Source organism: Luteimonas sp. A277, assembly GCF_054052045.1.
Genome location: NZ_JBSVRG010000013.1, coordinates 18978 through 42546, shown reverse-complemented (window position 1 = coordinate 42546; position 23569 = coordinate 18978). Strand labels below are relative to the sequence as shown.

The 23569-nt window shown below is 68.0% G+C and carries 21 protein-coding genes; 11 read left to right on the top strand and 10 right to left on the bottom strand.

The features are described 5' to 3' along the window. Window positions 1–23: 23 nt before the first annotated feature. The 4 genes from ACW7G2_RS12850 to def form a co-directional block, all read right to left on the bottom strand. Window positions 24–1016: a glycosyltransferase family 2 protein gene (locus ACW7G2_RS12850; RefSeq protein ID WP_456976406.1), complete on the bottom strand. Its 993-nt coding sequence runs from the start codon at window positions 1014–1016 to the stop codon at window positions 24–26. 250 nt (window positions 1017–1266) lie between these two features. Continuing rightward, on the bottom strand, window positions 1267–2565 hold the full coding sequence (gene rsmB / locus ACW7G2_RS12845; RefSeq protein WP_456976404.1) for a 16S rRNA (cytosine(967)-C(5))-methyltransferase RsmB: 1299 nt from the start codon (window positions 2563–2565) through the stop codon (window positions 1267–1269). 39 nt (window positions 2566–2604) lie between these two features. Then, window positions 2605–3525, bottom strand: coding sequence for a methionyl-tRNA formyltransferase (gene fmt / locus ACW7G2_RS12840; protein WP_456976442.1), 921 nt, complete (start codon window positions 3523–3525; stop codon window positions 2605–2607). Beyond that, the gene (gene def, locus ACW7G2_RS12835; RefSeq protein WP_456976402.1) at window positions 3521–4036 is read right to left on the bottom strand and encodes a peptide deformylase; all 516 of its coding nucleotides are present in this window, start codon (window positions 4034–4036) and stop codon (window positions 3521–3523) included. The genes fmt and def overlap by 5 nt, the downstream gene beginning before the upstream one ends. Before the next feature lie 138 nt (window positions 4037–4174). On the opposite strand from def, the gene ACW7G2_RS12830 reads away from it, so the two are divergent. The 9 genes from ACW7G2_RS12830 to ACW7G2_RS12790 all read left to right on the top strand — a co-directional run bounded on the left by ACW7G2_RS12830 (window position 4175) and on the right by ACW7G2_RS12790 (window position 13018). Then, on the top strand, window positions 4175–5353 hold the full coding sequence (locus tag ACW7G2_RS12830; RefSeq protein WP_456976400.1) for a LysM peptidoglycan-binding domain-containing protein: 1179 nt from the start codon (window positions 4175–4177) through the stop codon (window positions 5351–5353). A 114-nt stretch (window positions 5354–5467) separates the two neighbouring features. Further along, window positions 5468–6619, top strand: coding sequence for a DNA-processing protein DprA (gene dprA / locus ACW7G2_RS12825; RefSeq protein ID WP_456976398.1), 1152 nt, complete (start codon window positions 5468–5470; stop codon window positions 6617–6619). Between the two features lie 30 nt (window positions 6620–6649). Then, the gene (locus ACW7G2_RS12820; protein WP_456976396.1) at window positions 6650–7123 is read left to right on the top strand and encodes a DUF494 family protein; all 474 of its coding nucleotides are present in this window, start codon (window positions 6650–6652) and stop codon (window positions 7121–7123) included. Window positions 7124–7335: 212 nt separating this feature from the next. Further along, window positions 7336–9864 carry a DNA topoisomerase I gene (locus ACW7G2_RS12815; RefSeq protein ID WP_456976394.1) on the top strand — a complete coding sequence of 843 codons (2529 nt, stop codon included), beginning with the start codon at window positions 7336–7338 and terminating at the stop codon, window positions 9862–9864. Window positions 9865–9903: 39 nt separating this feature from the next. Further along, window positions 9904–10470 carry a Sua5/YciO/YrdC/YwlC family protein gene (locus tag ACW7G2_RS12810; protein WP_456976392.1) on the top strand — a complete coding sequence of 189 codons (567 nt, stop codon included), beginning with the start codon at window positions 9904–9906 and terminating at the stop codon, window positions 10468–10470. 121 nt (window positions 10471–10591) lie between these two features. Then, on the top strand, window positions 10592–11353 hold the full coding sequence (locus ACW7G2_RS12805) for a hypothetical protein (protein ID WP_456976390.1): 762 nt from the start codon (window positions 10592–10594) through the stop codon (window positions 11351–11353). Then, entirely contained in the window at window positions 11350–11958 is a 609-nt protein-coding gene (locus tag ACW7G2_RS12800; protein ID WP_456976388.1) for a DUF4124 domain-containing protein, read from the top strand. Before ACW7G2_RS12805 ends, ACW7G2_RS12800 begins: the two co-directional genes overlap by 4 nt. Window positions 11959–12051: 93 nt before the next feature. After that, on the top strand, window positions 12052–12498 hold the full coding sequence (locus tag ACW7G2_RS12795) for a universal stress protein (RefSeq protein WP_456976386.1): 447 nt from the start codon (window positions 12052–12054) through the stop codon (window positions 12496–12498). Between the two features lie 73 nt (window positions 12499–12571). Then, complete coding sequence (locus tag ACW7G2_RS12790) at window positions 12572–13018, top strand: universal stress protein (protein WP_456976384.1); 447 nt, start codon at window positions 12572–12574, stop codon at window positions 13016–13018. A 36-nt stretch (window positions 13019–13054) separates the two neighbouring features. On the opposite strand, the gene ACW7G2_RS12785 is transcribed toward ACW7G2_RS12790, so the two are convergent. Beyond that, window positions 13055–13831: an SDR family oxidoreductase gene (locus tag ACW7G2_RS12785; protein WP_456976382.1), complete on the bottom strand. Its 777-nt coding sequence runs from the start codon at window positions 13829–13831 to the stop codon at window positions 13055–13057. Between the two features lie 63 nt (window positions 13832–13894). Here ACW7G2_RS12785 and ACW7G2_RS12780 point away from each other — a divergent pair, with 63 nt between their 5' ends. Next, window positions 13895–14029 carry a hypothetical protein gene (locus ACW7G2_RS12780; RefSeq protein ID WP_456976380.1) on the top strand — a complete coding sequence of 45 codons (135 nt, stop codon included), beginning with the start codon at window positions 13895–13897 and terminating at the stop codon, window positions 14027–14029. A gap of 58 nt (window positions 14030–14087) precedes the next feature. Here the strand turns inward: ACW7G2_RS12780 and sppA are convergent, their stop codons facing one another. From sppA to ACW7G2_RS12760, 4 genes are read right to left on the bottom strand one after another with little or no spacing between them, the layout of a single operon-like run. Further along, entirely contained in the window at window positions 14088–15980 is a 1893-nt protein-coding gene (sppA, locus tag ACW7G2_RS12775; protein WP_456976378.1) for a signal peptide peptidase SppA, read from the bottom strand. A gap of 38 nt (window positions 15981–16018) precedes the next feature. After that, on the bottom strand, window positions 16019–17422 hold the full coding sequence (locus ACW7G2_RS12770) for an MATE family efflux transporter (RefSeq protein ID WP_456976376.1): 1404 nt from the start codon (window positions 17420–17422) through the stop codon (window positions 16019–16021). A gap of 8 nt (window positions 17423–17430) precedes the next feature. After that, a complete protein-coding gene (locus ACW7G2_RS12765; RefSeq protein ID WP_456976374.1) occupies window positions 17431–18051 on the bottom strand; it encodes a DUF3106 domain-containing protein in 621 nt (206 codons plus the stop codon). A gap of 7 nt (window positions 18052–18058) precedes the next feature. After that, window positions 18059–19030 carry a hypothetical protein gene (locus tag ACW7G2_RS12760; RefSeq protein WP_456976372.1) on the bottom strand — a complete coding sequence of 324 codons (972 nt, stop codon included), beginning with the start codon at window positions 19028–19030 and terminating at the stop codon, window positions 18059–18061. A 1284-nt stretch (window positions 19031–20314) separates the two neighbouring features. On the opposite strand from ACW7G2_RS12760, the gene ACW7G2_RS12755 reads away from it, so the two are divergent. Then, a complete protein-coding gene (locus tag ACW7G2_RS12755) occupies window positions 20315–22546 on the top strand; it encodes a primosomal protein N' (RefSeq protein WP_456976370.1) in 2232 nt (743 codons plus the stop codon). A 254-nt stretch (window positions 22547–22800) separates the two neighbouring features. Here ACW7G2_RS12755 and ACW7G2_RS12750 read toward each other — a convergent pair whose 3' ends face one another. Next, window positions 22801–23565, bottom strand: coding sequence for an NYN domain-containing protein (locus ACW7G2_RS12750; protein ID WP_456976368.1), 765 nt, complete (start codon window positions 23563–23565; stop codon window positions 22801–22803). Window positions 23566–23569: the final 4 nt, after the last annotated feature.

Sequence of the window (23569 nt, the reverse complement as noted above, 5' to 3'; positions counted from 1 at the left end):
AAGGGTTGGCGACGTGGAGCCGCTCAGCCGGCACGGTACCCGACGGAGCGCAGCTTCCTCACTCCCGCCTGCAACTTTATTGACCTCAGCAGCCAGCCCCTCTTCAGACAGCCGGACAAAACGCCACGGGCGCTGTCTTCGAACAGCTGTTCAAATATGTTCGCGCAGGCAGCGACGGCCTCGGGATCTTCCCCGGTCCGCTGCGTGGCCCACAGCAGTCCACGCAGGCAGAAATAATCCAGAGCGAACCTGGTCTCGCATGTGGTCGCCAGGGGAGAGATCTTCCGCTGCAGGCACGCTATCGAATCCAGGAAGTCCAGCAGGGAATTGCTGTCGATGCTGGACATGATGCTCCCAGGCCGACGCCGGTAACCTATCCACGCTTCAGCGGAGTAGTAATAAGTACCAGTGCGGGCAAGGAGGTCCGGCATCGCGGCGTTGTCTTCGAAAACCTTGCCTGCGGGGAAATGTACCCCGCGCATGACGTCCTTCCTGGCGATCTTTGACCACACGTGGAGCTGCCGGGCGGCCAGCAAACCGGCCACCAGTCCGTCGAAGCCGGCTCCTTGGCCAGGCGGTCCCTGGAAGGTCCGCTTGCGGGAACCGCTGACCGCCTCCTGTCCTCCCTCGTCCGCGTGGAACGACACGAAGTCGCACATGATCAAGTCAGGGGCGCAGGAAGCCACAATCTCCTGCAGCGAACCCATCGCTCCGGAAAGAACCAGGTCGTCTGCATCGATGAACCACACGTACTCTCCCGTCGCCTCGCGCAGAAGCGTATTGCGGGCCTCACCTATGCCCACCTTCCGTGACATCTCCAGCAGGCGAGCATTGGGAAAGCGCCGCATCCATTCCAGCGCCACGTCCAGCGTGCCGTCAGTGGATGCATCGTCAAGGACCAGCAGCTCAGTTTCCCCGACCAGCTCCTTGTGGATCGATGCCAGACACGGCGCAAGGTAGCGCTCTACGTTGCGCGCGGGGACCAATATGCTCAGCCATGGATTGACCAATGCCATCACAATCCTGGCCGGAAATGGCACCGGCTTGATAGGCGAATTTTCGCCGCCACTGTACATCGCTGACGCGCAAACGGTCAGTTGAATCGATTCAGGTCCGGACCACGCAAGTCGGTGCCCAACCAGCGGTGCTCCATCTGGCCATACGGGACCAGCAGCCGGCCTGCTCCAAAGGGCCGATCAGCCACGGATTGTCTAACCATCCGCACCGACCCCACTCTTGAGGGCCGCAACGACCCAACGCTGCTGTTCAGCCGCGCCGCAACCGGGCGAAGAAGAAACCGTCCATCCCGTCCTCGCCGGGCAGCCGCTGGCGGCCGGGGCCGTCGGCGCGGCCGAAGCGGGCATCCAACGGCTCGGCGGTGGCGTCGGCCGTGCGGGCGAGGAAAGCTTCCACCTGGGTCGCGTTTTCCGCCCGCAGGATCGAGCACGTGGCATAGACCAGGATCCCACCCGGGCGCAGCAGCGGCCACAGCGCGTCGAGCAGCCCGGCCTGCGTTTTCTGCAGGGCTTCGAGATCGGATTCGCGCCGGTGCAGGGGCACATCGGGCTGGCGCCGCACGATGCCGGTTGCCGAGCACGGCGCATCCAGCAGGATCGCGTCGAACGGTTTGCCGTCCCACCAGCTGGCCGGGACGGCGGCATCGGCCGCCTTCAGCTCGGCCTGGCCGGCAAGACCCAGGCGCTGCAAGGTCTGCTCCACGCGGGTCAGCCGTGCGGGATCCACATCCAGCGCCAGCATGCTCAAACCGGAGTCACGCTCGAGCAGATGCGCAGCCTTGCCGCCGGGCGCTGAGCAGGCGTCCAGCACCCGCGCGCCGCGCGCCGGTGCCAACGCTTCGGCCACCAGCTGGGCGGAGCCGTCCTGCACGGACACGGCGCCGTCATTGAAACCGGGCAGCGCGGCAACCGGCAGCGGCCGCGGCAGGCGCAGGCCATCAGGCAGCGCTTCGGCAGTCTGCGCTTCTATCCCGGCTTCGGCCAAGCGCTGCAGATACTCATCCCGTCCGCCCTGGCGGCGGTTGACCCGCAGCCACATCGGCGCCGGTTCGGCGCTGGCGGCAAGGATCGCGTCCAGATCCTGCGGCCAGTCCGACTTCAGGTGGGCGAGCAGCCAGTCGGGCCATAGCCCGGCCGGATCGGCAGGGGGCAGGCCTTCGCGCTGTGCACGGCGCAGCAGGGCATTGACCAGCCCGGCCTGGCGCGAACGCCCCAGCGCGCGCACGGCTTCCACCGTCGCAGCCAACGCGGCATGCGCCGGCAGGACAAGCGGATCGAGCTGGGCAAAGCCCGCGTGGATCAGGGCCCTTAAAGGACGGTCGCGGGCGGGCAACGGCCGCGGCATCCAGGCCGCCAGCGCGGCGTCGTAGCGCGAGCGGTTGCGCAGGGCGGCGAAACAGATCGCCTCCACCAGGGCGCGATCACGCGGGTCGGCGAGCTGGGGCAGCGTGGCGGCGAGTTCCACGCGCAGGGAGCGGCCGCGATGCAGCACCGCATCAAGGATGCGCGCCGCGGCGACGCGGGTTTCGGTTCCAGCCGGTCGTTTCATCGCATCATTCCAGGGCCGCTCCGGGCGCGCGGCACGCACTTAAGGGGTCACCAGATCGCGGCGGGCGTTGAGGTAATCGGCGGCAGCGATGGGCTTGCCGCCGGGACGCTGCAGGCGGGTGATGCGCAGGGCACCTTCGCCACAGGCCAGGTCGATGCCTTCGCGCGATGCGGTCAGTACCGTGCCCGGGGTCGCGTCGTGGCCACTCTCCAGCGCCTGCGCGGCATGGATCCTCACCCGCTCACCCGCCAGCTCCGCCTCGGCCACCGGCCAGGGATGGAACGCGCGCACGCGGTTGGCCAGCGCCGTGGCCGGCTGCGACCAGTCCAGCCTGGCCTCGGCCTTTTCCAGTTTGTGGGCGTAGGTCACGCCCTCCTCCGGCTGCGGCCGCGGTACCGGACGGATCCCGACGCGCAGCAATCCCAGGCCATCGGACACTACCTGTGCGCCAAGCGCCGCCAGCCGGTCATGCAGCTCGCCGGCAGTTTCCTCCGCCCCGATTGGCGTGGACTGCGACAGCAGCACGGGGCCGGTATCCAGGCCCTCAGCCATCCACATCAGGCACACGCCGGTCTCCGCATCGCCGGCCTCGATCGCGCGCTGGATCGGCGCAGCGCCGCGCCACCGCGGCAGCAGCGAGGCATGCACGTTCCAGCAGCCAAAGCGCGGGATCTCCAGCACCGCACGCGGCAGGATCAGGCCGTAGGCCACCACCACCAGCAGATCCGGCTTGAGCGCACGCAGCTGCTCCTGCGCTTCTTCAGAGCGCAGCGTAGCGGGCTGATATACCTCGACCCCGCGCGCCAGCGCCTCGGTCTTGACTGCTGAAAACGCCACCTGGCGACCACGGCCGGAGCGCCGGTCGGGCTGGGTATAGACGCCCACCAGCTCACCACCTGCGGCGGCTGCGCGCAGCGAGGGGACGGCAAATTCCGGGGTTCCGGCAAAGACGATCCTAATCGCTGCTTCTCCTCAGCTTTTCCAGTTTGCGGATGGCGATCGAGCGCTTGAGCGCCGACAGATGGTCAATGAAAAGCTTGCCGTCCAAATGGTCGATCTCATGCTGGATGCAGGTAGCCAGCAGGCCGTCGGCACGCAGCACGAATGGCTTGCCGTCCCGACCCAGCGCTTCCACCTCCAGGCCGTCGGCGCGGGCGACATCGGCGAACACGCCGGGAATCGACAGACAGCCCTCCTGATGGACGCGCAGCTCCGCGGAGCGCTCGCGGATGACCGGGTTGATCAACACCAACGGCTGCTCGTGCTCCTCGGTGACATCGATAACGGTGAACCGCTCCATGATGTCGATCTGCGTCGCGGCCAGGCCGATACCCGGGGCCTCGTACATGGTCTCGAGCATGTCATCGAGCAGGCGCTGGAACGCGGGGTCGGCAATGCGGCCGGGATCCACCGGGTCGGCGACCACGCGCAGGCGTGGATTCGGGTATTCAATGATGGACAGAAGGGACATGGCAGGAGGGGAAAGGGGGGCCTGGATCACAACGTGGAGTTCAGGGGGCATTGTAACGCCCGCCACACTTGCGCGGATCCCGGCCTTGTAGGCATAGTGGCTTGGCTGCAAGGGGAAATCTCCAAGGGGAGCAAGTAGATGGCCGGCATCTTTAAGTGCCTTTCCGGAGGGCTTCGCACGGCTTGTGCCGCAGCGTTGCTCACCGTCGCAACATTCGCCGCCGCACAAGGAGTGCGCGGAGACCATCCGGACACCTATGTGGTGGTCCGTGGCGACACATTGTGGGATATCGCGGGTCGGTTCCTCGACCGGCCATGGCTGTGGCCGGAAATCTGGCAGGCGAACCCGCAGATCCAGAATCCGCACCTGATCTATCCGGGCGACGTGATCAGCCTGGCCTATCTGGACCGGGTGACCGGGGCCCAGGTGCAGCCCGGTCCGCGCCTTGATGCCGCACCGATCAACGCGATCGCGCTGTCGGATATCGAGCCGTTCCTCAAGGACCTGCAGGTGGTCGACGGCTTCGAGCACCTGCCCCATGTGGTGGGGATGGAAGAAGACCGCCTGCGCGTGGCCGAGGGCCAGGTGGCCTACGTGCGTGGACTGGCCGCCAACCCTGGCGACCGCTTCACCGTGGTACGCCCAACCGTTCGCTACCACCACCTGCAGCGCAGCGGCCTGTGCTGCGACCTGTTCCATACCGACGACCTGGATTTCCGCGGTCGCCGGATCATGGACAGCCGCCAGTTCTGGACCAATGTGGTCACCCCTGACAAGGGCAAGGAAGTGCTGGGCTACGAGATGATGCGCGTTGGCGCGGGCACCGTGACCCGCGGCGAAGTCGGCGGCATCCAGGTCTCCACCCTGCTGCTGGATGACGCAGGCTACGAGACGCGCATCGGCGACCGGCTGGTGCCGGTCAACGCCCAGCCCTACGACCTGCAGTTCTTCCCGCATCCGCCCGCGCAGCAGGCCGACTATGGCCGTGCCCGCGTGCTGGCGGTGGCCGACATGCTCACCAGCGGTGGACCGCGTGACGTGATCGCCATTTCCATCGGCGCCCGCGAAGGCGTGGACAACGGCACCGTGTTCTCCGTCTGGCGCGAGGGCACCAATACGGTGGACCGCGTGGAGAAGGGCGAATACCGCGATGTGGACACCGTGTTCTACGAGAACAAGGTGCGTCTGCCGGACGAGTTCGCCGGCCATGCGATGGTGTTCCGCACCTATGACAAGGTGGCCTACGCACTGGTGATGGACAGCATCAAGCCGACCAAGGTTGGCTATCACCTCAAGCATCCGGACGCCCCGTACTGACGCGGCACCGCGGCATATTCCTACGATGAATCGAGACGGCGCCCCAGGGCGCCGTCTTTGTATGTGGCGATAGGGTGGACGGCCAGGTCCGCATGGATGCGACGCCACCAACCCATGACCACGCAATCCCCACCTCCCGACCCCCAGCAGCAGGCCGCGCTGCTGCGCCTGCTCGGCGCAGGCGGGGCCTCGGAGCCAAGGCGCAGGCTGCTGGAGGCCTACCCTGGCCCGGAAGCCGCGCTGGCCGCAGGCCCCGCCAGCTGGCGCGCCTGCGGCCTGGACCAGGCGCAGATGCACGCGCTCACCTCCGGCCAGGAGGACAGCCGCAGCCTGGAGTGGCTGACCCAGCCCGGTCACCATCTGATCGGCTGGCACGACCCCGACTATCCCGCCCTGCTGCGCACCGCGCCCTCCCCGCCGCTGGCGCTGTTCGTGATCGGCAACCCCGCACGGCTGTGGCATCCGGCGGTGGCGGTGGTTGGCAGCCGTTCACCGACAGCCGGCGGGCGTGACAGCGCCGCGGCGTTCTCGCGCGCCCTGGCTGGCTCCGGCCTGGCCGTTGTCAGCGGGCTTGCCCTGGGCGTGGATTCGGCCGCGCACCGGGCCACGCTGGATGCGGGCGGGGTCACGGTTGCGGTCCTGGGCTGCGGCATAGATCAGGTGTACCCGCGTTCGAACCGCACCCTGTACGACCGGGTTGGCAGGGAGGGCGTCGTGGTCAGTGAATACCCGCCAGGGACCCCCGCCCGCAGCGGCCACTTCCCCAGCCGCAACCGGATCGTGGCCGGACTGGCCCTGGGCACGCTGGTGATCGAGGCGGCGATGCGCTCCGGTGCGCTGATCACCGCCCGCCTGGCCAGCGACGCCGGACGCGACGTATTCGCCGTGCCGGGCTCCATCCACAACCCCAAGGCCCGCGGCTGCCATCGCCTGATCCGCAGCGGCGCGGCCCTGGTGGAATCGGCCGAAGAGGTGATCCGCGCGCTGGCCCCCATGGCCGCCCATCTGGGTCAGGCCTTGCGCGAACGCCTGGACACCCCCACAACAGGGGAGCAGCCCGCCTTGCCGGGCAACCCCGATGCCGGCCCGACCGGCGACCCCGACTACCAGAAATTGTGGGACGCGCTCGGCCACGACCCTACAGGTATGGATTTATTGGCCGATCGCACCGGATTGACGGCAACCCGCCTGTCCTCCATGCTCCCGCTCATGGAGCTGGAGGGACTGGTTGTTGCCGAGCACGGCCGGTACTCCCGCAAATCCTGAACAAGGCGTCCGCGGACGCAGGCAGAGGCAATGAAAGAAAGCATCCTGGACGTACTGCTCTACCTGTTCGAGCACTACTTCAGCGAAGAGGCGGACCTGCTCCGCGACCGGGATTCCCTGCAGGCGGGACTGTTGCAGGCCGGTTTCAGCCCGGCGGAGATCAACAAGGCATTCGACTGGCTTGACGATCTGGCCCGACAGCGCCCGGACCGGGCGGCGCCCCGCGCCGGTGGCCCGGTGCGCGTCTATGCCGGCCCGGAGCTGGACAAGCTGGATCTGGAGGGCCGCGGCTTTCTGATGTTCCTGGAACAGCAGGGCGTGCTCGATGCCGACCAGCGCGAGCTGGTGCTGCACCAGAGCATGGCGCTGGACCAAGATGACGTGGATCTGGACGACCTGAAGTGGGTGGTGCTGATGGTGCTGTTCAACCAGCCCGGCAGCGAGGCCGCCTACGCCTGGATGGAGACCCAGATGTTCATGGACGAGCCGGAACCGGTGCACTGATCCGCCTGGTCCTGACCGGCCGGACGCTTTTCGCCCATAATGCGCACCCCGCCCCGGGCTCCTGAATGGGGGCCTGTTTGGCTTGATCACGCCCGTTCGGGCGCGATTCCTGTTACAAGAGCACCCTGAACGCCCCGGAACACTTGGGGCGCCCGCTCTTTCACCTGCCCCGCGGGCCGCTGCAATTGCGCCCCGCCCGACCACGGACATCGATGGCCAAGAACCTTCTCATCGTCGAGTCGCCTGCCAAAGCGCGGACGATCAACAAGTATCTGGGCAAGGACTTCCATGTCCTGGCTTCCTACGGCCACGTGCGCGACCTGGTGCCCAAGGAGGGAGCGGTGGATCCGGAGCAGGGCTTCCGGATGCGCTATGACCTGATCGACAAGAACGAGAAGCACGTGGAGGCGATCGCCAAGGCCGCGGCCAAGGCCGACACCATCTACCTGGCCACTGACCCGGACCGCGAAGGCGAGGCGATCAGCTGGCACATCGTGGAAATCCTGCGCGAGCGCGGCCTGCTTGAGGACAAGGAGCTGCACCGCGTGGTGTTTACCGAGATCACCCCGCGGGCGATCAAGGAAGCCATGGCGTCCCCGCGCGAGGTGTCCGACAACCTGGTCGACGCGCAGCAGGCGCGCCGTGCGCTGGATTACCTGGTCGGCTTCAATCTCTCCCCGGTGCTGTGGCGCAAGGTGCAGCGCGGGCTGTCGGCTGGCCGGGTGCAGTCGCCGGCGCTGCGCATGATCGTCGACCGCGAGGAAGAGATCGAAGCCTTCGTCTCGCGTGAATACTGGTCGATCGCCGCCGAGTGCGCCCATCCCTCGCAGCCCTTCTCGGCCCGGCTGAACAAGCTGGACGGGGAGAAGTTCGGGCAGTTCACCATCACCGACGGTGACACGGCCGAGGCCGCGCGCGAGCGCATCGCCGCGGCCGCCGCCGGCGCCCTGCAGGTGACCGACGTCATCAGCAAGGAGCGCAAGCGCCGGCCCGCGCCGCCGTTCACCACCTCGACGCTGCAGCAGGAAGCCTCGCGCAAGCTCGGCTTCACCACCAGCCGCACCATGCGCGTGGCGCAGAAGCTCTACGAGGGCGTGGCCATTGGCGAAGAAGGCACGGTCGGCCTGATCACCTACATGCGTACCGACTCGGTGAGCCTTTCGGGTGAAGCGCTGGGTGAGATCCGCGACGTCATTGCCCGCGACTTCGGCACTGAATCTGTTCCCGACAAACCCAACTTCTACAAGACCAAGGCCAAGAACGCGCAGGAAGCCCACGAGGCCATCCGCCCCAGCTCGGCCCTGCGCACCCCGGCCCAGGTGGCCAAGTTCCTGGACGATGACGGTCGCCGCCTGTACGAGCTGATCTGGAAGCGCGCCGTGGCCTGCCAGATGGTGCCGGCCACGCTCAACACCGTATCGGTGGATCTGGCCGCCGGCAGTGCGCACAGCTTCCGCGCCAGTGGCACCACCGTGGTGTTCGCCGGATTCCTGGCGGTCTACGAGGAAGGCAAGGACAACAAGAACGCCGACGAAGACGACGAAGGCCGCAAGCTGCCGCTGATGAAGACCGGCGACCGCATTCCGCTGGAACGCATCCTGGCCAACCAGCACTTCACCGAGCCGCCGCCGCGCTTTACCGAAGCCTCCCTGGTCAAGACGCTGGAGGAATACGGCATCGGCCGCCCCTCCACCTACGCCTCGATCATCCAGACCCTGCAGTTCCGCCAGTACGTGGAGCTGGAGAGTCGCCGCTTCCGCCCGTCCGATGTGGGCCGCGCGGTGTCCAAGTTCCTGTCCAACCACTTCACCCGCTACGTGGATTACGACTTCACCGCCAAGCTCGAAGATGAGCTGGACGCGGTCAGCCGCGGCGAAGAAGAGTGGGTGCCGCTGCTGGAGAAGTTCTGGAGCCCGTTCAAGGAGCTGGTGGACGACAAGATGGAATCGGTCGACCGCAGTCAGGCCACCGGCGCGCGCGAGCTGGGCACCGACCCCAAGACCGGCAAGCCGGTCAGCGTTCGCCTGGGTCGCTACGGGCCCTACGCCGCCATCGGCAGCACCGCCGAGGATGCGGAAGACAAGCCCAAGTTCGCTTCGCTGCGCCCGGGCCAGTCGATGCACACCATCTCCCTGGAGCAGGCGCTGGAGCTGTTCCTGCTGCCACGGGTGCTCGGCGAGCACAAGGGCGAGGAAGTCAGCGTGGGCATCGGCCGCTTCGGCCCGTTTGCCAAGCGTGGCACCACCTACGCCTCGCTCAAGAAGGAGGATGACCCCTACACCGTCGACTTCGATCACGCCGTGGCGCTGATCGAGGAGAAGGAAGAGATCATCCGCAACCGGATCATCAAGGAGTTCGAGGGCAGCGACATCCAGGTGCTCAACGGCCGCTACGGTCCGTACATCAGCGACGGCAAGCTCAACGGCAAGATCCCCAAGGATCGCGAGCCGGCCTCGTTGACCCTGGAGGAAGTGGTCAAGCTGCTGGAGGAAACCGGCAAGCCGGCACGCCGTGCCTTTGGCAAGAAGGCTGCCAAGAAAGTGGTCAAGAAAGCCGCGAAAAAGGTCGCCAAGAAAGCCGCCAAGAAGGCCGTGAAAAAGGCGGCGAAGAAAGCAGCCAAGAAGGCGACGAAGAAGGTCGTCAAGAAAGCCGCCGCCAAGAAGGCCACCAAGAAAGCGGTCAAGAAAGACGTCGCCACGGAACCCGCGGCAGGAAGCACCGGCGACGACGCTCCCTGGTAGCACGCGTCCAGCGCGCGCAGCCACCCGGCCGGAACCCGCATGCATCCCAGCCAGGCCGCCACTGCCCAAACCGCCGCCGCCATCCTGCGTGGCGGTGGCATCGTTGCCCACCCCACCGAAGCGGTCTGGGGCCTGGGCTGCGATCCGCTGGATGAAGCGGCCACCCTGCGCCTGCTCGCGCTCAAGCAGCGCGAGGTCGGCAAGGGCCTGATCCTGGTAGCCGGAACGCGCCAGCAGATCGACGCCTTCATCGATTGGGACGCACTGCCCGCCGACCGGCGCAAAGCCGTCACCTCCAGCTGGCCCGGCCCGCACACCTGGGTTGTTCCGGCCAGCGCCGCAGTGCCGACATGGATCCGCGGCGACCACGCCGGCGTCGCCGTCCGGGTCAGCGCGCATCCGCCGGTCATCGCCCTGTGCGCGGCCTTCGGCGGCCCCATCGTATCGACCAGCGCCAACGTGGCCGGGGCTCCCCCGCCTGGACGCCTGGCCGAACTGTCAGCGCAGATCCGCGCGGGCGTGGACGCGGTGCTCGCCGGGGACACCGGCGGGCTGGAAAGCCCGACTGCCATTCGCGATGCGCTGACCGGCGCCATCCTGCGCTGAGCGCAGTGGGGCGCACCCGGGGACCGGAGGCAGTCCTTTTTTTTCCGCCGGTACCTGAACGAAGTCACTGATCGGGCATCTCCAGCTTTAACCCGCAGCCACAACAGCGCATGATCGGGGCATGCGAACGCTGATGTTGCCGCTCCTGCTCCTCATCGGAGCCGCTGCGCCGGCTGCGGAACCGGCGCCGGACGAAGTGCTCATCTACCGCTGCACCGACGCGCAGGGGCGGCTTGCCCTGCAGGACTTCCCCTGCGCCAATGGCGAAGAGCAGCAAGTGCGGACCATGATCCGGCCGCAGGATCCACCGCCCCCGCCTCCATCGGCCAATCCGCCAACCGCGGCTTCGTCCGCGCCCGCGGTTGATACCCCAGCCGAAACCATCGTGCGCGTCCCGGCACGCCCCATGTACGAGTGCGTCACTGCCGACGGCGAGCGCTACCTCAGCGACGACGGCGACGGCAATCCGCGCCCCGCACCCGTCTGGGGCTGGGGCGCTCCCCACGCAGGCCCTGCACCCGGCGTGCCGCCCGGCCCGCGGAGCGCCGGCGAGCGGCGCGCTGCCGGCATCGCCTCGCCTGGAATGAGCACCTCCCCCGGCCCCAGCCTGACCGCACCTGCCCCCCGGCCCGGCACTGCCCCGCCGCCGCGTCCGCGGCCGCCCCGGCATGGCCATCCCTTCTACGGTACCGGCGGCAGCGACGGCTGGATCCGCGATACATGCCATCCGCTGCCCCAGAACCAGGTGTGCACCCTGCTGGGCAGCCGTCGCACGGAGATCCGCCGGCGCATATTCAACGCCCAGCCGACCGAACGCTCCGTGCTGCGGGAAGAAGACCGTGACATCACCGCACGTCTCAACCAGGACTGCGGCATTCAATGAGCCGGGCCTTATTGCTGCTGGCGGCGCTGCTGGCGGCGTCCTCCGCCGCGGCCGCTCCAGCGACCATCTACCAATGCACTGAGCCGGACGGCACCATCACCGTCCAGAACTCCCCTTGCCCCGAAGGCCAGCCGCAACGCATCCGGATCGTGGACGTTCCGCCACCGGTGACGCTGCAGCCGCCGCATGTGCAACCCCGCACCCTGAAGCCGACCGCGCTGCCGCAACTGCACGCCGCATCCGCCGCTGCACCAGAGGAGCTGGTTGAACGCGAGCCGCCCCCGTCGCTGTTCCACTGCACCCGCTACGACAACACCCGCTACCTGCAGGAGAGCGAAGAACCCGAAACAAACTGCCGACCGCTGGAAACCGTCGGCATCGGCGGCGTTCCCGGCATCGGGGCCGGCATGGCCTGCGAACGGGTGCGGGACGAATGCGATCCCGTGCCCGATGAGGCCCTGTGCCAGGCCTGGGAAACCCGGCTGCGGGAAACCGAATTCCGCTGGCAGTTTTCCACCGACCGGCGCGACTCCCGGGCCCTGCGCTCCGAGTACGAGCAGCTTTCCGCCATCTACGCCGCAAGCACCTGCGCTGCCGACGACTGAGCAGGGCTGGCTGAGGAGCCAGGCTGTGGCGGCAGCGCTGTGCGCAGGCACAGCGTCTGTCGTACCCTGAGTGCCCGGCTGGAGTACCCGTTCATGTACACGCATCTTCTGCTGCCCACGGACGGCTCGGCGCTGTCCAACCATGCCATCGACCACGGCGTGGCCCTGGCCGCCAAGCTCGGGGCCGCGGTCACCATCCTGACCGTGGTCGAGTCGTTCCAGGCGTTCAACCTGTCCGCGGAACTCATGGCCGACGTGCTTGAGAACTACGAGAAAAGCGCGCAGGAAAATGCCAACCGGCTGCTGCAGGCCGCCGCGGACAGGGCCCGCGCCGCCGGCGTCGAGGCCAACACACTCCTGGGCCGCGGCGAACATCCGCACACCACCATCATCCAGACCGCGGACGACGCCGGCTGCGACCTGATCGTGATGGCCTCGCACGGACGTCGCGGTGTCAGCGCCCTGCTGATGGGAAGCGAAACCCAGAAGGTCCTGACCCACTCCACCATCCCGGTGCTGGTGATCCGCCACAAAGCCTGACGCCCTGGTTTGACGTCCTGTCCTGACGCCATGTCCCGCCGGCGCCTGTCGCCGCACCCTTCGGAGAGATCTGATGTACCGCCACCTGCTGCTTCCGACCGACGGCTCACCGCTGTCCAGTCACGCGGTCGAACAGGGCCTTGAACTCGCCACCAGTCTCGGCGCACGGGTCACCATCCTGACCGTGGTGGAGCCGTTCTACACCTTCGCCGCCGAGCCGGAACACTTCGGGGAGACCCGCGAACGTTACGAGAAGCACGCCCGGCAGGCCGCGCACGCCATTCTTGACAGCGCCATGGACAAAGCCCGGGCCAGGGGCGTGGATGCGCAGATGAAGCTGATCGGCAGCGAACACCCCGACCAGGCCATCATCAGCACCGCCACCACCCGCGAGTGCGACCTGATCGCCATGGCCTCGCATGGTCGGCGCGGCGTCAACGCCCTGCTGCTGGGCAGCGTCACCCAGAAGGTCCTCACCCATTCCCGGCTCCCGGTCCTGGTGCTGCGTCCCGCGAGCTGAGCCGCCGCGGCCGCTGCAAGGCGGCTCCGGTGCGTGTCAGAACCCGTAGCGCAGGAAGCCGCCGTCCACCGCGATGCACTCGCCGGTGACGTAGCTGGATGCCGGCAGGCACAGGAATGCCACGGCGGCGGCCACTTCCTCCGGCTCGCCGATCCGGTCCATCGGAGTGCTCAGCAGAACCTCGTCCAGGTAATCAGGATCCGCCAGTGCGCCTGATGTACGCCGGGTGCGGATATACCAGGGTGCCACCGCGTTCACCCGCACGCCTTCCGCAGCCCACTCCACCGCCAGGTTGCGGGTCATCTGGTGCAGCGCGGCCTTGCTCATGCCGTAGGGCGCGCCGGTGCGCACATGGGTCAGGCCGGCGACGCTGCCCACGTTGACGATGCACGAGCCCGGGTGCTGGGTCAGCAATGGAAAGGCGTAGCGCGACAGCTCGAAGGCGCTGAACAGGTTGACCTCGAAGATCTCCCGCCACTCGTCCTCGGCATACTCGGTGGCCCGCCGCGACCGGTTGCCGCCAGCGTTGTTGACCAGGATGTTGAGCCCTTCGCCCTGGTCCTCCACCCAGTCCAGGATCTCGCGGCGCTGCTCATCGTCGGCCACGTCGCCGATCAATGCCTGGACCTCGCCCTGCGGGAACTCGTCCAGCAGCTCATCGCGCGCCAGTTCCAGCGCGTTGCCATCGCGCGCCACGATCACCACCCGGGCGCCGAAGCCCAGTAGCTCCCGCGCAATCGCGCGGCCGATACCGGCGCTGCCGCCGGTGACCAATGCAAGCTGCCCATCCAGGCGCCAGCGCTGCGGATCCATCTCTTCACTACCCCGACTGAAATGAGGTCGTAGGATAACTGTTGACCCGAACAGGAGCGGATCATGACCCGGACCCTCCCCATGTGGCTGGCCGGTGCCGCGCTGCTGCTGGCAGCCGCCTGCTCGCCGCCGCCGGAAGCCCCGCCGATCGACGAGCCACCGGAACCGCAGGCCACTGCGCTGCGCGACGCGACCTGAACGAAAACGGCCACCGGGTAACCGGTGGCCGTCTTTGCATCAGGACATCAGCGGATGGTCAGCGCATTTCGCAGAAACAGTACGACATGGTGATGCCCGCCGGCCCGCGGCTATTGGCCAAGGCATGCTCAAACACCTGCATGTGCCGCTCCAGCTCCGGCACCGCCTTCACCATCAGCGAGCGCGCCAGCGCGCTGTCACCCAGCAGCATGGCACCCACCCGCGTGGAGGACATGCCCTCCAGGAACTGGGCGAAGGCCGACGGCGCCTTCTCCACGTAACGCACCCGGTAGTCGCCCTCTTCCAGCTCCGCCAGCCGCGCCGCTTCGGCCAGGGCATCACCCAGGCTTCCCAGTTCGTCGACCAGGCCGCGATCGAGCGCCTGCGAACCGCTCCATACCCGGCCGCGGGCCACAGCGTCGATCGCCTCGGGAGTGGTATCGCGCCCGGCCGCCACCTTGCCCACGAAGTCGGTGTAGATCTTCTCCACGCTGGACTGGATCAGACGGCCCACGTCGGGCTCCAGCGGACGGGTCGGATCAAACGCACCCGCCAGCGCAGTGGTGCCCACGCCGTCGGTGTGGATGCCGATCCGGTCCAGGCTGCGGGTGAAGTTGGGCAGCATGCCGAACACGCCGATGGATCCGGTGATGGTGGACGGATCGGCATAGATGCGGTCCGCGTTCATGCTGATCCAGTAGCCACCGGATGCGGCCACCGAACCCATCGACACCACGACCGGCTTGCCGGCGGCGGTGAGCGCCTGGATCTCGCGGTTGATCTGTTCGGAGGCATAGGCCGAGCCGCCGGGAGAGTTGACCCGCAGCACCACCGACTTGATGTGCTCGTCTTCCAGCGCTTCACGCAGCAGCGCCGCGGTGGATTCACCGCCGATGCTGCCCGGCGGGCGCTCGCCGTCGCTGATGCCGCCTTCGGCCACCACCACCGCCACCTGCGATTGGAGGGGGCTGAGGCGCGGGGCATCGCGATCCACGTGGGCAAGGTAGTCGTCCAGCGACACGTTGCGGAACCCGCCCTGCGCGTCGTCGTCGGCCACCCCGCGCTCGGTCAACAGCTGCTCCACCTGCTGCCGGGTCAGCAATCCATCCACCAGACCCTGCTGCTCGGCGTATCGGGCGAAGTCGCCGCCCAGCGCGGCCACCCCGTCAGCCATGCCGTCAATGCCCGCTTCCAGCTGGCCTGCGCTGAGTCCGCGCGCGGCGGCAATATCCGCCAGGTGGCGCTGCCACAGGTCGCTGAGCCAGTACAGATCGGCCTGCTTGGCCTCCGGCGAGGCGGCATTGAGGATGAAGGGCTCCACCGCCGACTTGAACTCGCCCACCTTGAATACGTGGATGTCCACGCTGAGCTTGTCCTGCAGCGCCTCACCAAAGTACGGACCGTAGCTGGCGAAGCCTTCCAGCATCACCATGCCGCCCATCGGGTCGGTATAGACCTCGTCGGCCTGCGCGGCCAGCAGGTAGCCGCCCTGGCTGTAGGCGGTGCCGTAGGCGATGACCTGCTTGCCCGAGTCGCGCAGACCGCGCAGCGCGGCAGCGACCTCGCGCAGGGTGGCGATACCCGCGCCCTGCAGTCCGTCCAGGTCCAGGTACACCCGCTCGATGCGCTCGTCTTCGCGGGCCGCCTCGATCGCCCGCAGGATGTCGCGCAGCTGCACCTGGGCATTGCTGGAATCACCCATCAGCCGCGCCAGCGCGCGCGATGCCGGATCGACGCTGTACTGCTCCACGATCGCCCCCTGGGGTGCGATCACCAGCGTGGTGCGGTCCATCAGCGGCGCGGTCTTGTCGCCTGAGGCCAGGATCGCCAGCACCATGAACAGCAGGGCGAAGAAGATCAGGTTGAAGATCAGGCGCCGGGTGAAGTTCATGGCGTCCCACACGCCCACTAGTACGCGCGCGATAGGGCCGCGGCGGCGAGGTTCGTTCATATCGTTTGACTCTGGAGGCGACGGAAGCTGGTGACAGCTTAGCCTGCGCCCGGCTTGGAATCATGCGCCGGAGGTAACCCTGCCTGCGGTGGGATACGTGCGCTGCGGTGCAGGAAGCGGGTCCCGAGCAGCACCGCGGCCATGCTCAGGCCGGCGATCAGGCCGATCCACATGCCCCGTGGCCCCCAGCCCAGGCCCAGCCCAAGCCATGCCCCCACCGCCATGCCGACCGCCCAGTAGGAGATCGCCGCCAGCAGCATCGGCACCCGGGTGTCCTTGAGCCCGCGCAGGGCGCCGGCGGAGAGCACCTGGATGCCGTCGGGAAACTGGTAGACCGCGGCCAGCAGCAGCAGCGACGCGCCCAGCGCCGCCACCCCGGCGTCATTGGTGTACAGGCCCGCCAGCAGGCTGCTTCCGGTCAGCAGCACGATCGCGCTGAAGGTCTGGGTGACCAGCACCACCGCCAGTCCGGCAAGCGCGGCGCGGCGCACTCCCTCCCGTCCCAGGCCGCTGCCGAACGCGTGGCCCACCCGCACCGTGGTGGCCTCGGCCACCGCAAACGGGACCATGAAGCACAGCCCGGACAGGTTGATCGCAATCTGGTGGGCCGCGGCCTCGATCTGCCCCAGCCGCCCGATCAGCAGCGAAGTGGCCACGAACAGCCCGCCCTCCATCGCCACCGTGATCCCGATCGGCAGGCCCACCCGCAGCAGTTCACCAATGTGCTTGCGGTCAGGCGGGTCGAAGCGCTCGAACAGCCGCAGCGATGCGAACCGGGGTGAGAACACGAGGTACAGGAAGAAGCTGATGGCCTGCGCCCACAGCACGATCGCCGAGGCCCAGCCAAGCCCGCCCGCCCCCATCTCCGGCACGCCCCAGCCTCCAAAGGTCAGCAGGAAGCCGGTGGGGATCAGCAGCAGCAGGCCACCGAACCCGAACACCATGGTGGGCAGGGTCCAATGCAGCCCGTCGCTGAGGTAGCGCATGCAGTAGTACAGGGCCAGCGCCGGCACGCCCCAACGGATACCGCGCAGGAACGCAGCCGCCCCCGGCCGGATTTCCTCGGCGATGCCCATCGGCTCCAGCGCGTGCACTCCCACCGTCAGCAGGCCGAACAACAGCGCGCCGAGGATCACCGACAGCCACATCGCCTGGCGGAACACCGCGCCGATTTCCCCCCGGCGACCGCTGCCGTCCAGCTGCGACACCGTAGGCGGCAGCGCCATCAGCGTGCCCATCGGAATCATCAGCGGCAGCCAGAACATGGCTGTGCCCACTGACACCGCGGCCAGCGTTGCCGTGCCGTGGCGCCCGGCGATCAGGCTGTCGACCAGGCCGATCAGGCCGGTGGCCACGTGGCCAACCATCAGCGGACCGGCAAGCACGGCGGTGGTGCGCAGTTCGCGGCCGAAGCGCGGCGCAGGAGGGGAATACGTAGGCATGACCCGGACTAGGGGCCGACCATCTGCCGCAGCCACGGGCCGCGGTTCTCCGCCGGCGTGGTCAGCAGCACGCGGCGCAGCTCCTCGCGCTCTCCGGGCGGCGTACGCTGGGCCAGCACGCCCAGGTCCTGGCGTTCGCGCTCATCCATCGACAGCAGCACCGCCAGCAGTTCCTCCTGCTGCGGCAGCGGAACCAGTGCGAACAGCGGATGCAGCAGCGGCCAGTCCGCCCCCACGTCGGGACCCAGCGCCCAGCCGTTGCGCTCGAAGCTATCCAATGCGGCAAAGGCGTCGGTCAGCGCCTGTTGACGCTCTTCCGGCAGGGCTGCGTAGGCCGCTGCCGCGGCACGCAGCTTGGCCTGGGCCGCGGCGGGCAACCGGTTCCACGCCTGCCAGGCGTCGCGTCGCGCCCGACGCTCGGCCCGCGGCAGCGCATTCCAGTGTTCGGCGCGCTCGCGCAGCGCATCGCGGGCCCCTGCCGGCATGGCCTGCAGCTGCGCGTGGCGCCGGGCCAGTTGCTCACGTTCTGGCGCAGGCAGTGCTTCCCCGTATTCCTGCAAAGCGGGCGGCACTGCCAGGGCCGCCGGGGCAATCAGCAATGCGGTCAGCAGCAGGACCGCTGCACGCATTGGCCGGTCAGGGCACATCATTGAACCCTTCTTCGCCGGCGCCTTCGACGTCGGCTGGCGTTTCTTCCCGCTGCTCGCGCACCACATCGTCCTGCGGCAACCCTTCGATCTGGTGCACCAGCCAGGCATGGAAGGCCGGGGCGCGCATGGCTGCGTCCTGAGGCTCGTCGGCCAGGAGTTCGAAATCCGGGTGGGTCAGCAGCGCCAGATCCCCTTCCAGGGCGCCACGCGGCTTGGCCCCGGGCGCAAGCGCTTCGCTGACGATCTGGTCGGGGCCACCGTCAGGTCCGCCCGCCTGGCCCGCCAGCCGGGGGACCGCGGCCACAGCAGCCAGGGTGGCTACCACGACCAGAACCAATGCCGGCCACAGCCAGCGCGCGCGCTCCTGCTGCGGACGCTCCCGCTGCGACGCGGGATCGAGGGGCTGAGGGGCCGGCGCCCACTCCACACCCTGCAGCGCGGCTTCCCGCAGCTGTGCCAGTTCTTCCAGTCGCTGCGGAGAGATATCCCGCACCGCCTGCTGCGCAGCTGCGCCCAGTTCCTGCCAGGCAAGGTCATCGCCGCGACCGTCCTCGCTCCTGGGCAGCGCCCGTCGCAATGCCATGCGGTACGTGGGCCGGGCAACTCCCAGCGCAGCAGCGGCGTCCGCTTCGGAAACGTGCGCGACCAGCCGCAGCAGCAGCGCCGCCCGCGGCCCACGGCCGGCCTGGGCAAGGGCCTGGAACTGACCGGGCCAGCGCCCGCCGGTCTCAGCCTCGCGCAGCTGCGGGGCTGCCAACAGCATTGTCCAGAACCGCCGCGGCCAGTCGCCAAAAGCGGTCCGGGCAGCTACAGCGCGAAAAGCGGCCATTGTCTCGGCAAGCGCCGCCGTCCCGGCAGCCTGGTCGCCGGCCTGCAGATGCGCGAACACCGCCGCCCGGCGCTCAACGCCACGCAGGAACGCGGACAAGGCGGGGGAGACCGCGGCTGGTTCTTTCACGGGCGGGACGGGCATCGGATCGGGTTCATCAGCACGCGCATCATAGCTGTGGCGCGCCCACGGCGGTGGCTTGACTTTTAACCGCTGGGCGCTCCCTCCCGCCGCCCCTGCGAAAAATGTTGTGCACAGCGGCTGCGAAAACCCGACAACCACGCCACAGGAGCCGCCTCCACTCGATGTTGCGGAAATGTTTCACGGCCAACTGGTTGATTTTAAAGGAAAAACAGCGCATGGCGAATTTTGCGCCAAGTTCAGGAAAGCGGCATGTGTGAAGGCCCAAATGACCGAAAGTGGGCAACCATGCACAGACTTATCCACAGGCCGTGTGGATAACGAGAGAATCCCCTTTGCCGTCGCGCACTTGCAGCTGAAACGTGAGGGGGTTCACAGGTTTGGCCTGCAACTCAACCTCTCCCCCACGTATGCGCTTCCCTGTCACTCGCTGCGGATGCTGGATCCGCCTCGGATCCGCCGGTGGCGTGCCGGACCGACGCGCCCCAGGAACGAACGCTTGCTTCCAGGCTTGACAAAAACCGGTTGTGCACAGCACTCACGCCGTCATCACCAACCCGAACGGACTTCCGGCGCGGATCCAGGCTGCAGGAATGTTTCACGGCCAAGCCATTGAATTCAAACGGGAAGCATGCGGTGGCTCATTTTTCACCAAGTTCAGCAAAGCCGCATGAATGAAGGCCCAAACGATACGAAGCGACCACCCATGCACAGACTTATCCACAAGAAATGTGGATAAGGGCAAATCCCCTTTGCCGGCAAGCACTTGCAGGAAAAAGGGCTCGAGCAGGGATTTGACGCTCGACCCCGGGTCCCTTGGGGCAGGTCACTCCCCCATGCCCAGCCCTGTGGACCACACAAAACGACATCCTGGGTTCGCGGTCGGGAAGGTCCCTCACCGACCATTCCAGGACTTGACAAAACCGGTTGTGCACAGGAATCACGAAACCGTCATCTACCCGATCGGGCTGGGAGCTCGGCCCAATGTTGCGGGAATGTTTCACGGCCAAGCCATTGAATTGCAATAGAAAAGAGGGTCTGGCGCATTTTTGGCCAAGTTCAGCAAAGCCGCATGGGTACTGGCCCAAACGAGCGCAACCGGACACCCATGCACAGACTTATCCACAGCAGATGTGGATAACGAAAAATCTCCTTTGCCGACCGGCACTTGCAGATGAAAAGTGGCTGAACGCAAAAAAACCCCCGGCTGCAAATCCGTCCCGCTCACGCGCAGGGCTCTCCCCGGGCGGCACAGCCCCTAGACTTGCATCCATGCCCTCCACCCTCCAGACCGTTCTGCAGGTTGCCCTGCCGGTTCCGCTCCCGCGCCTGTTCGACTACCTGCCGCCCGACGGCCATACCGCCTCGCCGCAGGACATCGGCCGGCGGGTCCGGGTGCCGTTTGGACAGCGTGAACTGGTGGGGATCGTCGAGGGAAGCGGACCTGCCGACATCGACGCCAAGGGGCTGCGCCAAGCCCTGGCCTGGTTGGAGCCGGACCCGCTGCTGGCCGGTGAGCTGCACGCCTCCACCCGCTGGCTCGCGCGCTACACCCATGCACCTGCCGGCGAGGTACTGGCCACCGCCCTGCCGGCCACCCTGCGCCGTGGCGAGCCGCTGCCCGACACCCACGAGTGGGCCTGGCGGCTGACCGAAGCCGGGGCTTCGGGCGTGCCCGGCATGCGCCAGGGCCGCCCGCGCCGCCTTGCCGAGCTGCTGGAAAGCAGCACGCGCGATGAGACCGCGCTCGACGACCTGCTGTCCGGCTGGCGTCCCGCGGCCCGCACCCTGTCCGAACGCGGCTTGGCCGAGCGCATTGCCATCCCTGCCTCGCAGCTGGCCCCGGATCCACAGCCCGGACCGGAACCCAATCCCGAGCAGGCCGAGGCGATCGCCGCCATCCAGGCCAGCGCGGCGGGCTTCGTGCCATTGCTGCTGGATGGGGTCACCGGCAGCGGCAAGACCGAGGTGTACCTGCAGGCGATCGCCGAGTGCCTGGCGCGGGGCCGCCAGGCGCTGGTGCTGGTTCCCGAGATCGGGCTGACCCCGCAGCTGCTGGGGCGCTTCCGCGCGCGCCTGGGCGTGCCGGTGCACGCCAGCCATTCGGGGTTGAGCGATGCCGAACGGGCGCGGGTGTGGGCCGCCGCCTGGCGCGGCGAAGCGCGGGTGATCGTAGGCACCCGTTCGGCGGTCTTCACCCCGCTGCCGCAGGCCGGGCTGATCGTGATCGACGAGGAACACGACGGCAGCTACAAGCAGCAGGACGGGTTCCGCTACCACGCGCGCGATTTCGCCCTGGTGCGGGCCAAGGCGCTGGCCGTGCCGATCGTGCTGGGCAGCGCCACCCCTTCGCTGGAAACCCTGCACAACGCCCGCAGCGGCCGCTACGTGCACCTGCGCCTGAGCCGGCGCGCGGGCAGCGGCCGGCCCCCGCCGGTGCGGGTGCTGGACGTGCGCAAGCGGCCGCTGGAAGCGGGCATGTCGGCCGAGCTGCTGGAATCGGTGGAGCGGGCGCTGGCCGCCGGCGGCCAGGTGCTGGTGTTCCGCAACCGGCGCGGCTATGCCCCCGTGCTGATGTGCCACGACTGCGGCTGGAGCGCCGGCTGCCCACGTTGCTCCAGCCCCGAACAGAACCGGCCGATGACCGTACACGCGCACGGCCGCCGGCTGCAGTGCCACCACTGCGGCCACCGCCGCCCGGCCCCGCTGGCCTGTCCCGATTGCGGCGGACTCGGTCTGCAACCGCAGGGGATCGGCACCGAACGGCTGGAAGAGCTGCTGGTCCAGCGCTATCCCGATCACCCGGTGCTGCGCATCGACCGCGGCAGCACCCGCCGGCGCGACGCGCTGGAGCGCCTGTTCGCCGAACTCGGAGACCGGCCCGGCATCCTGGTCGGCACCCAGATGCTGGCCAAGGGGCACGACCTGGCCGGTCTGACCCTGGTGACGGTGGTCGGCATCGACGAGGGTCTGTTTTCAGCGGATTTCCGCGCTTCGGAAAAGCTCGCCCAGCTGTTGATCCAGGTGGCTGGCCGCGCGGGTCGCGCGGAGCGGGCCGGTGAAGTGGTGCTGCAGACCCACCATCCCGACCATCCGCTGCTGGATACCCTGATCCACGGTGGGTATCACGCCTTTGCCGAAACCGAGCTGGAGCAGCGCGAGGCGGCCGGTTTCCCGCCATTTGCCCACCTGGCCATGCTGCGTGCCGAATCCAAGCACGCCGAACCGCCGATGGAGTTCCTGCATGCGGCCCGGCGCGCCGTGGCGGCCTGGCAGGACCGGGGCCGCACCGGGCCGGCCACACCCGGCGTGGAGATCAACGGTCCGATGCCCGCACCAATGGCCCGTCGCGCGGGCCAGTACCGTGCCCAGCTGCTTCTCTCTGCACCGCAGCGCGCGCCCCTGCACGCGGCACTGCGCGCCGTGGTTGCGGAACTGCACACCCTGCCCGAAGCACGCAAGGTGCGCTGGTCATTGGATGTGGATCCGATCGATCTCTACTGATGCCCGGCCTCATCGGTGCCGGCCGCCCTGTACCGGGCTCAGTCCCGTTCGCACGACGGACCTCAGTAGGAGCGCGCCATGCGCGCGAAACCGCGTGACACCTGGCGGTGGTCGAGGCTCCGGCCAGGTCATCCCGACCGACGCCCCTCTGCGATGCGACATTCACGCGGCTTCGCGCGCGTGGCGCGCTCCCACCGGATCAAGGCACCTGGGCCACACCTACCCGGGCTTGGGCTGGGGCGGTGGGACCGGACTCAGGTTGCTGCGGTCTTCTTGCGCGTGCCCTTGGTGCGGGCCTTCGCCTTGGGCTTCTCGCGGATCTCCACCAACTGGCCCTCGCGGCGCAGCTCGAACAGTCCCGTCGCTTCAAACAGCGCGCTGAGGTTGCGGTAACCGTGGTTGCGCTCGTCGAACGAGGTGTGGTTGCGGATGTGGCTGCCGACCACGCCCAGGTGCGCCCAGCCGGAATCATCCGAGGTGGCCGATACCGCGTTGCGCAACAGGTGGATCAGCCTGGCGTCGCGCTGCAGCTCCGAGCTCGACTTCGGCCTGGACTCGGCCGCCTTGCCATCGTCATCGGCGGCGTCCAGCTTCTCCAGGTACAGGAAGGTCGAGCAGGCGTTGACGAACGGCTTGGGCGTCTTTTCCTCGCCAAAGCCGAACACGCGCATGTTCTGATTGCGTAGGCGCATCACCAGCGGGGTGAAGTCGGCGTCGCTGGACACAATCGCGAAGCCGTCCAGGTTACCGGTGTACAGCAGGTCCATGGCGTCGATGAGCATCGCCATGTCGGAGGCGTTCTTGCGCGCGGTGTAGGCGAACTGCTGCACCGGCTGGATGGCATAGGTATGCAGGCAGTCCTCCCAGCTTTTCAGGTGCGGGCTCTTCCAGTTGCCATAGGCGCGGCGCACGTTGGCCACGCCGTGGCGGGCCAGTTCGGTGAGGATCGGCTCGATCCTGCTTGCCGGCGCATTGTCGGCGTCGATCAGCAGGGCGATGCGCAGTTCGGTGTCGGCCATGTGG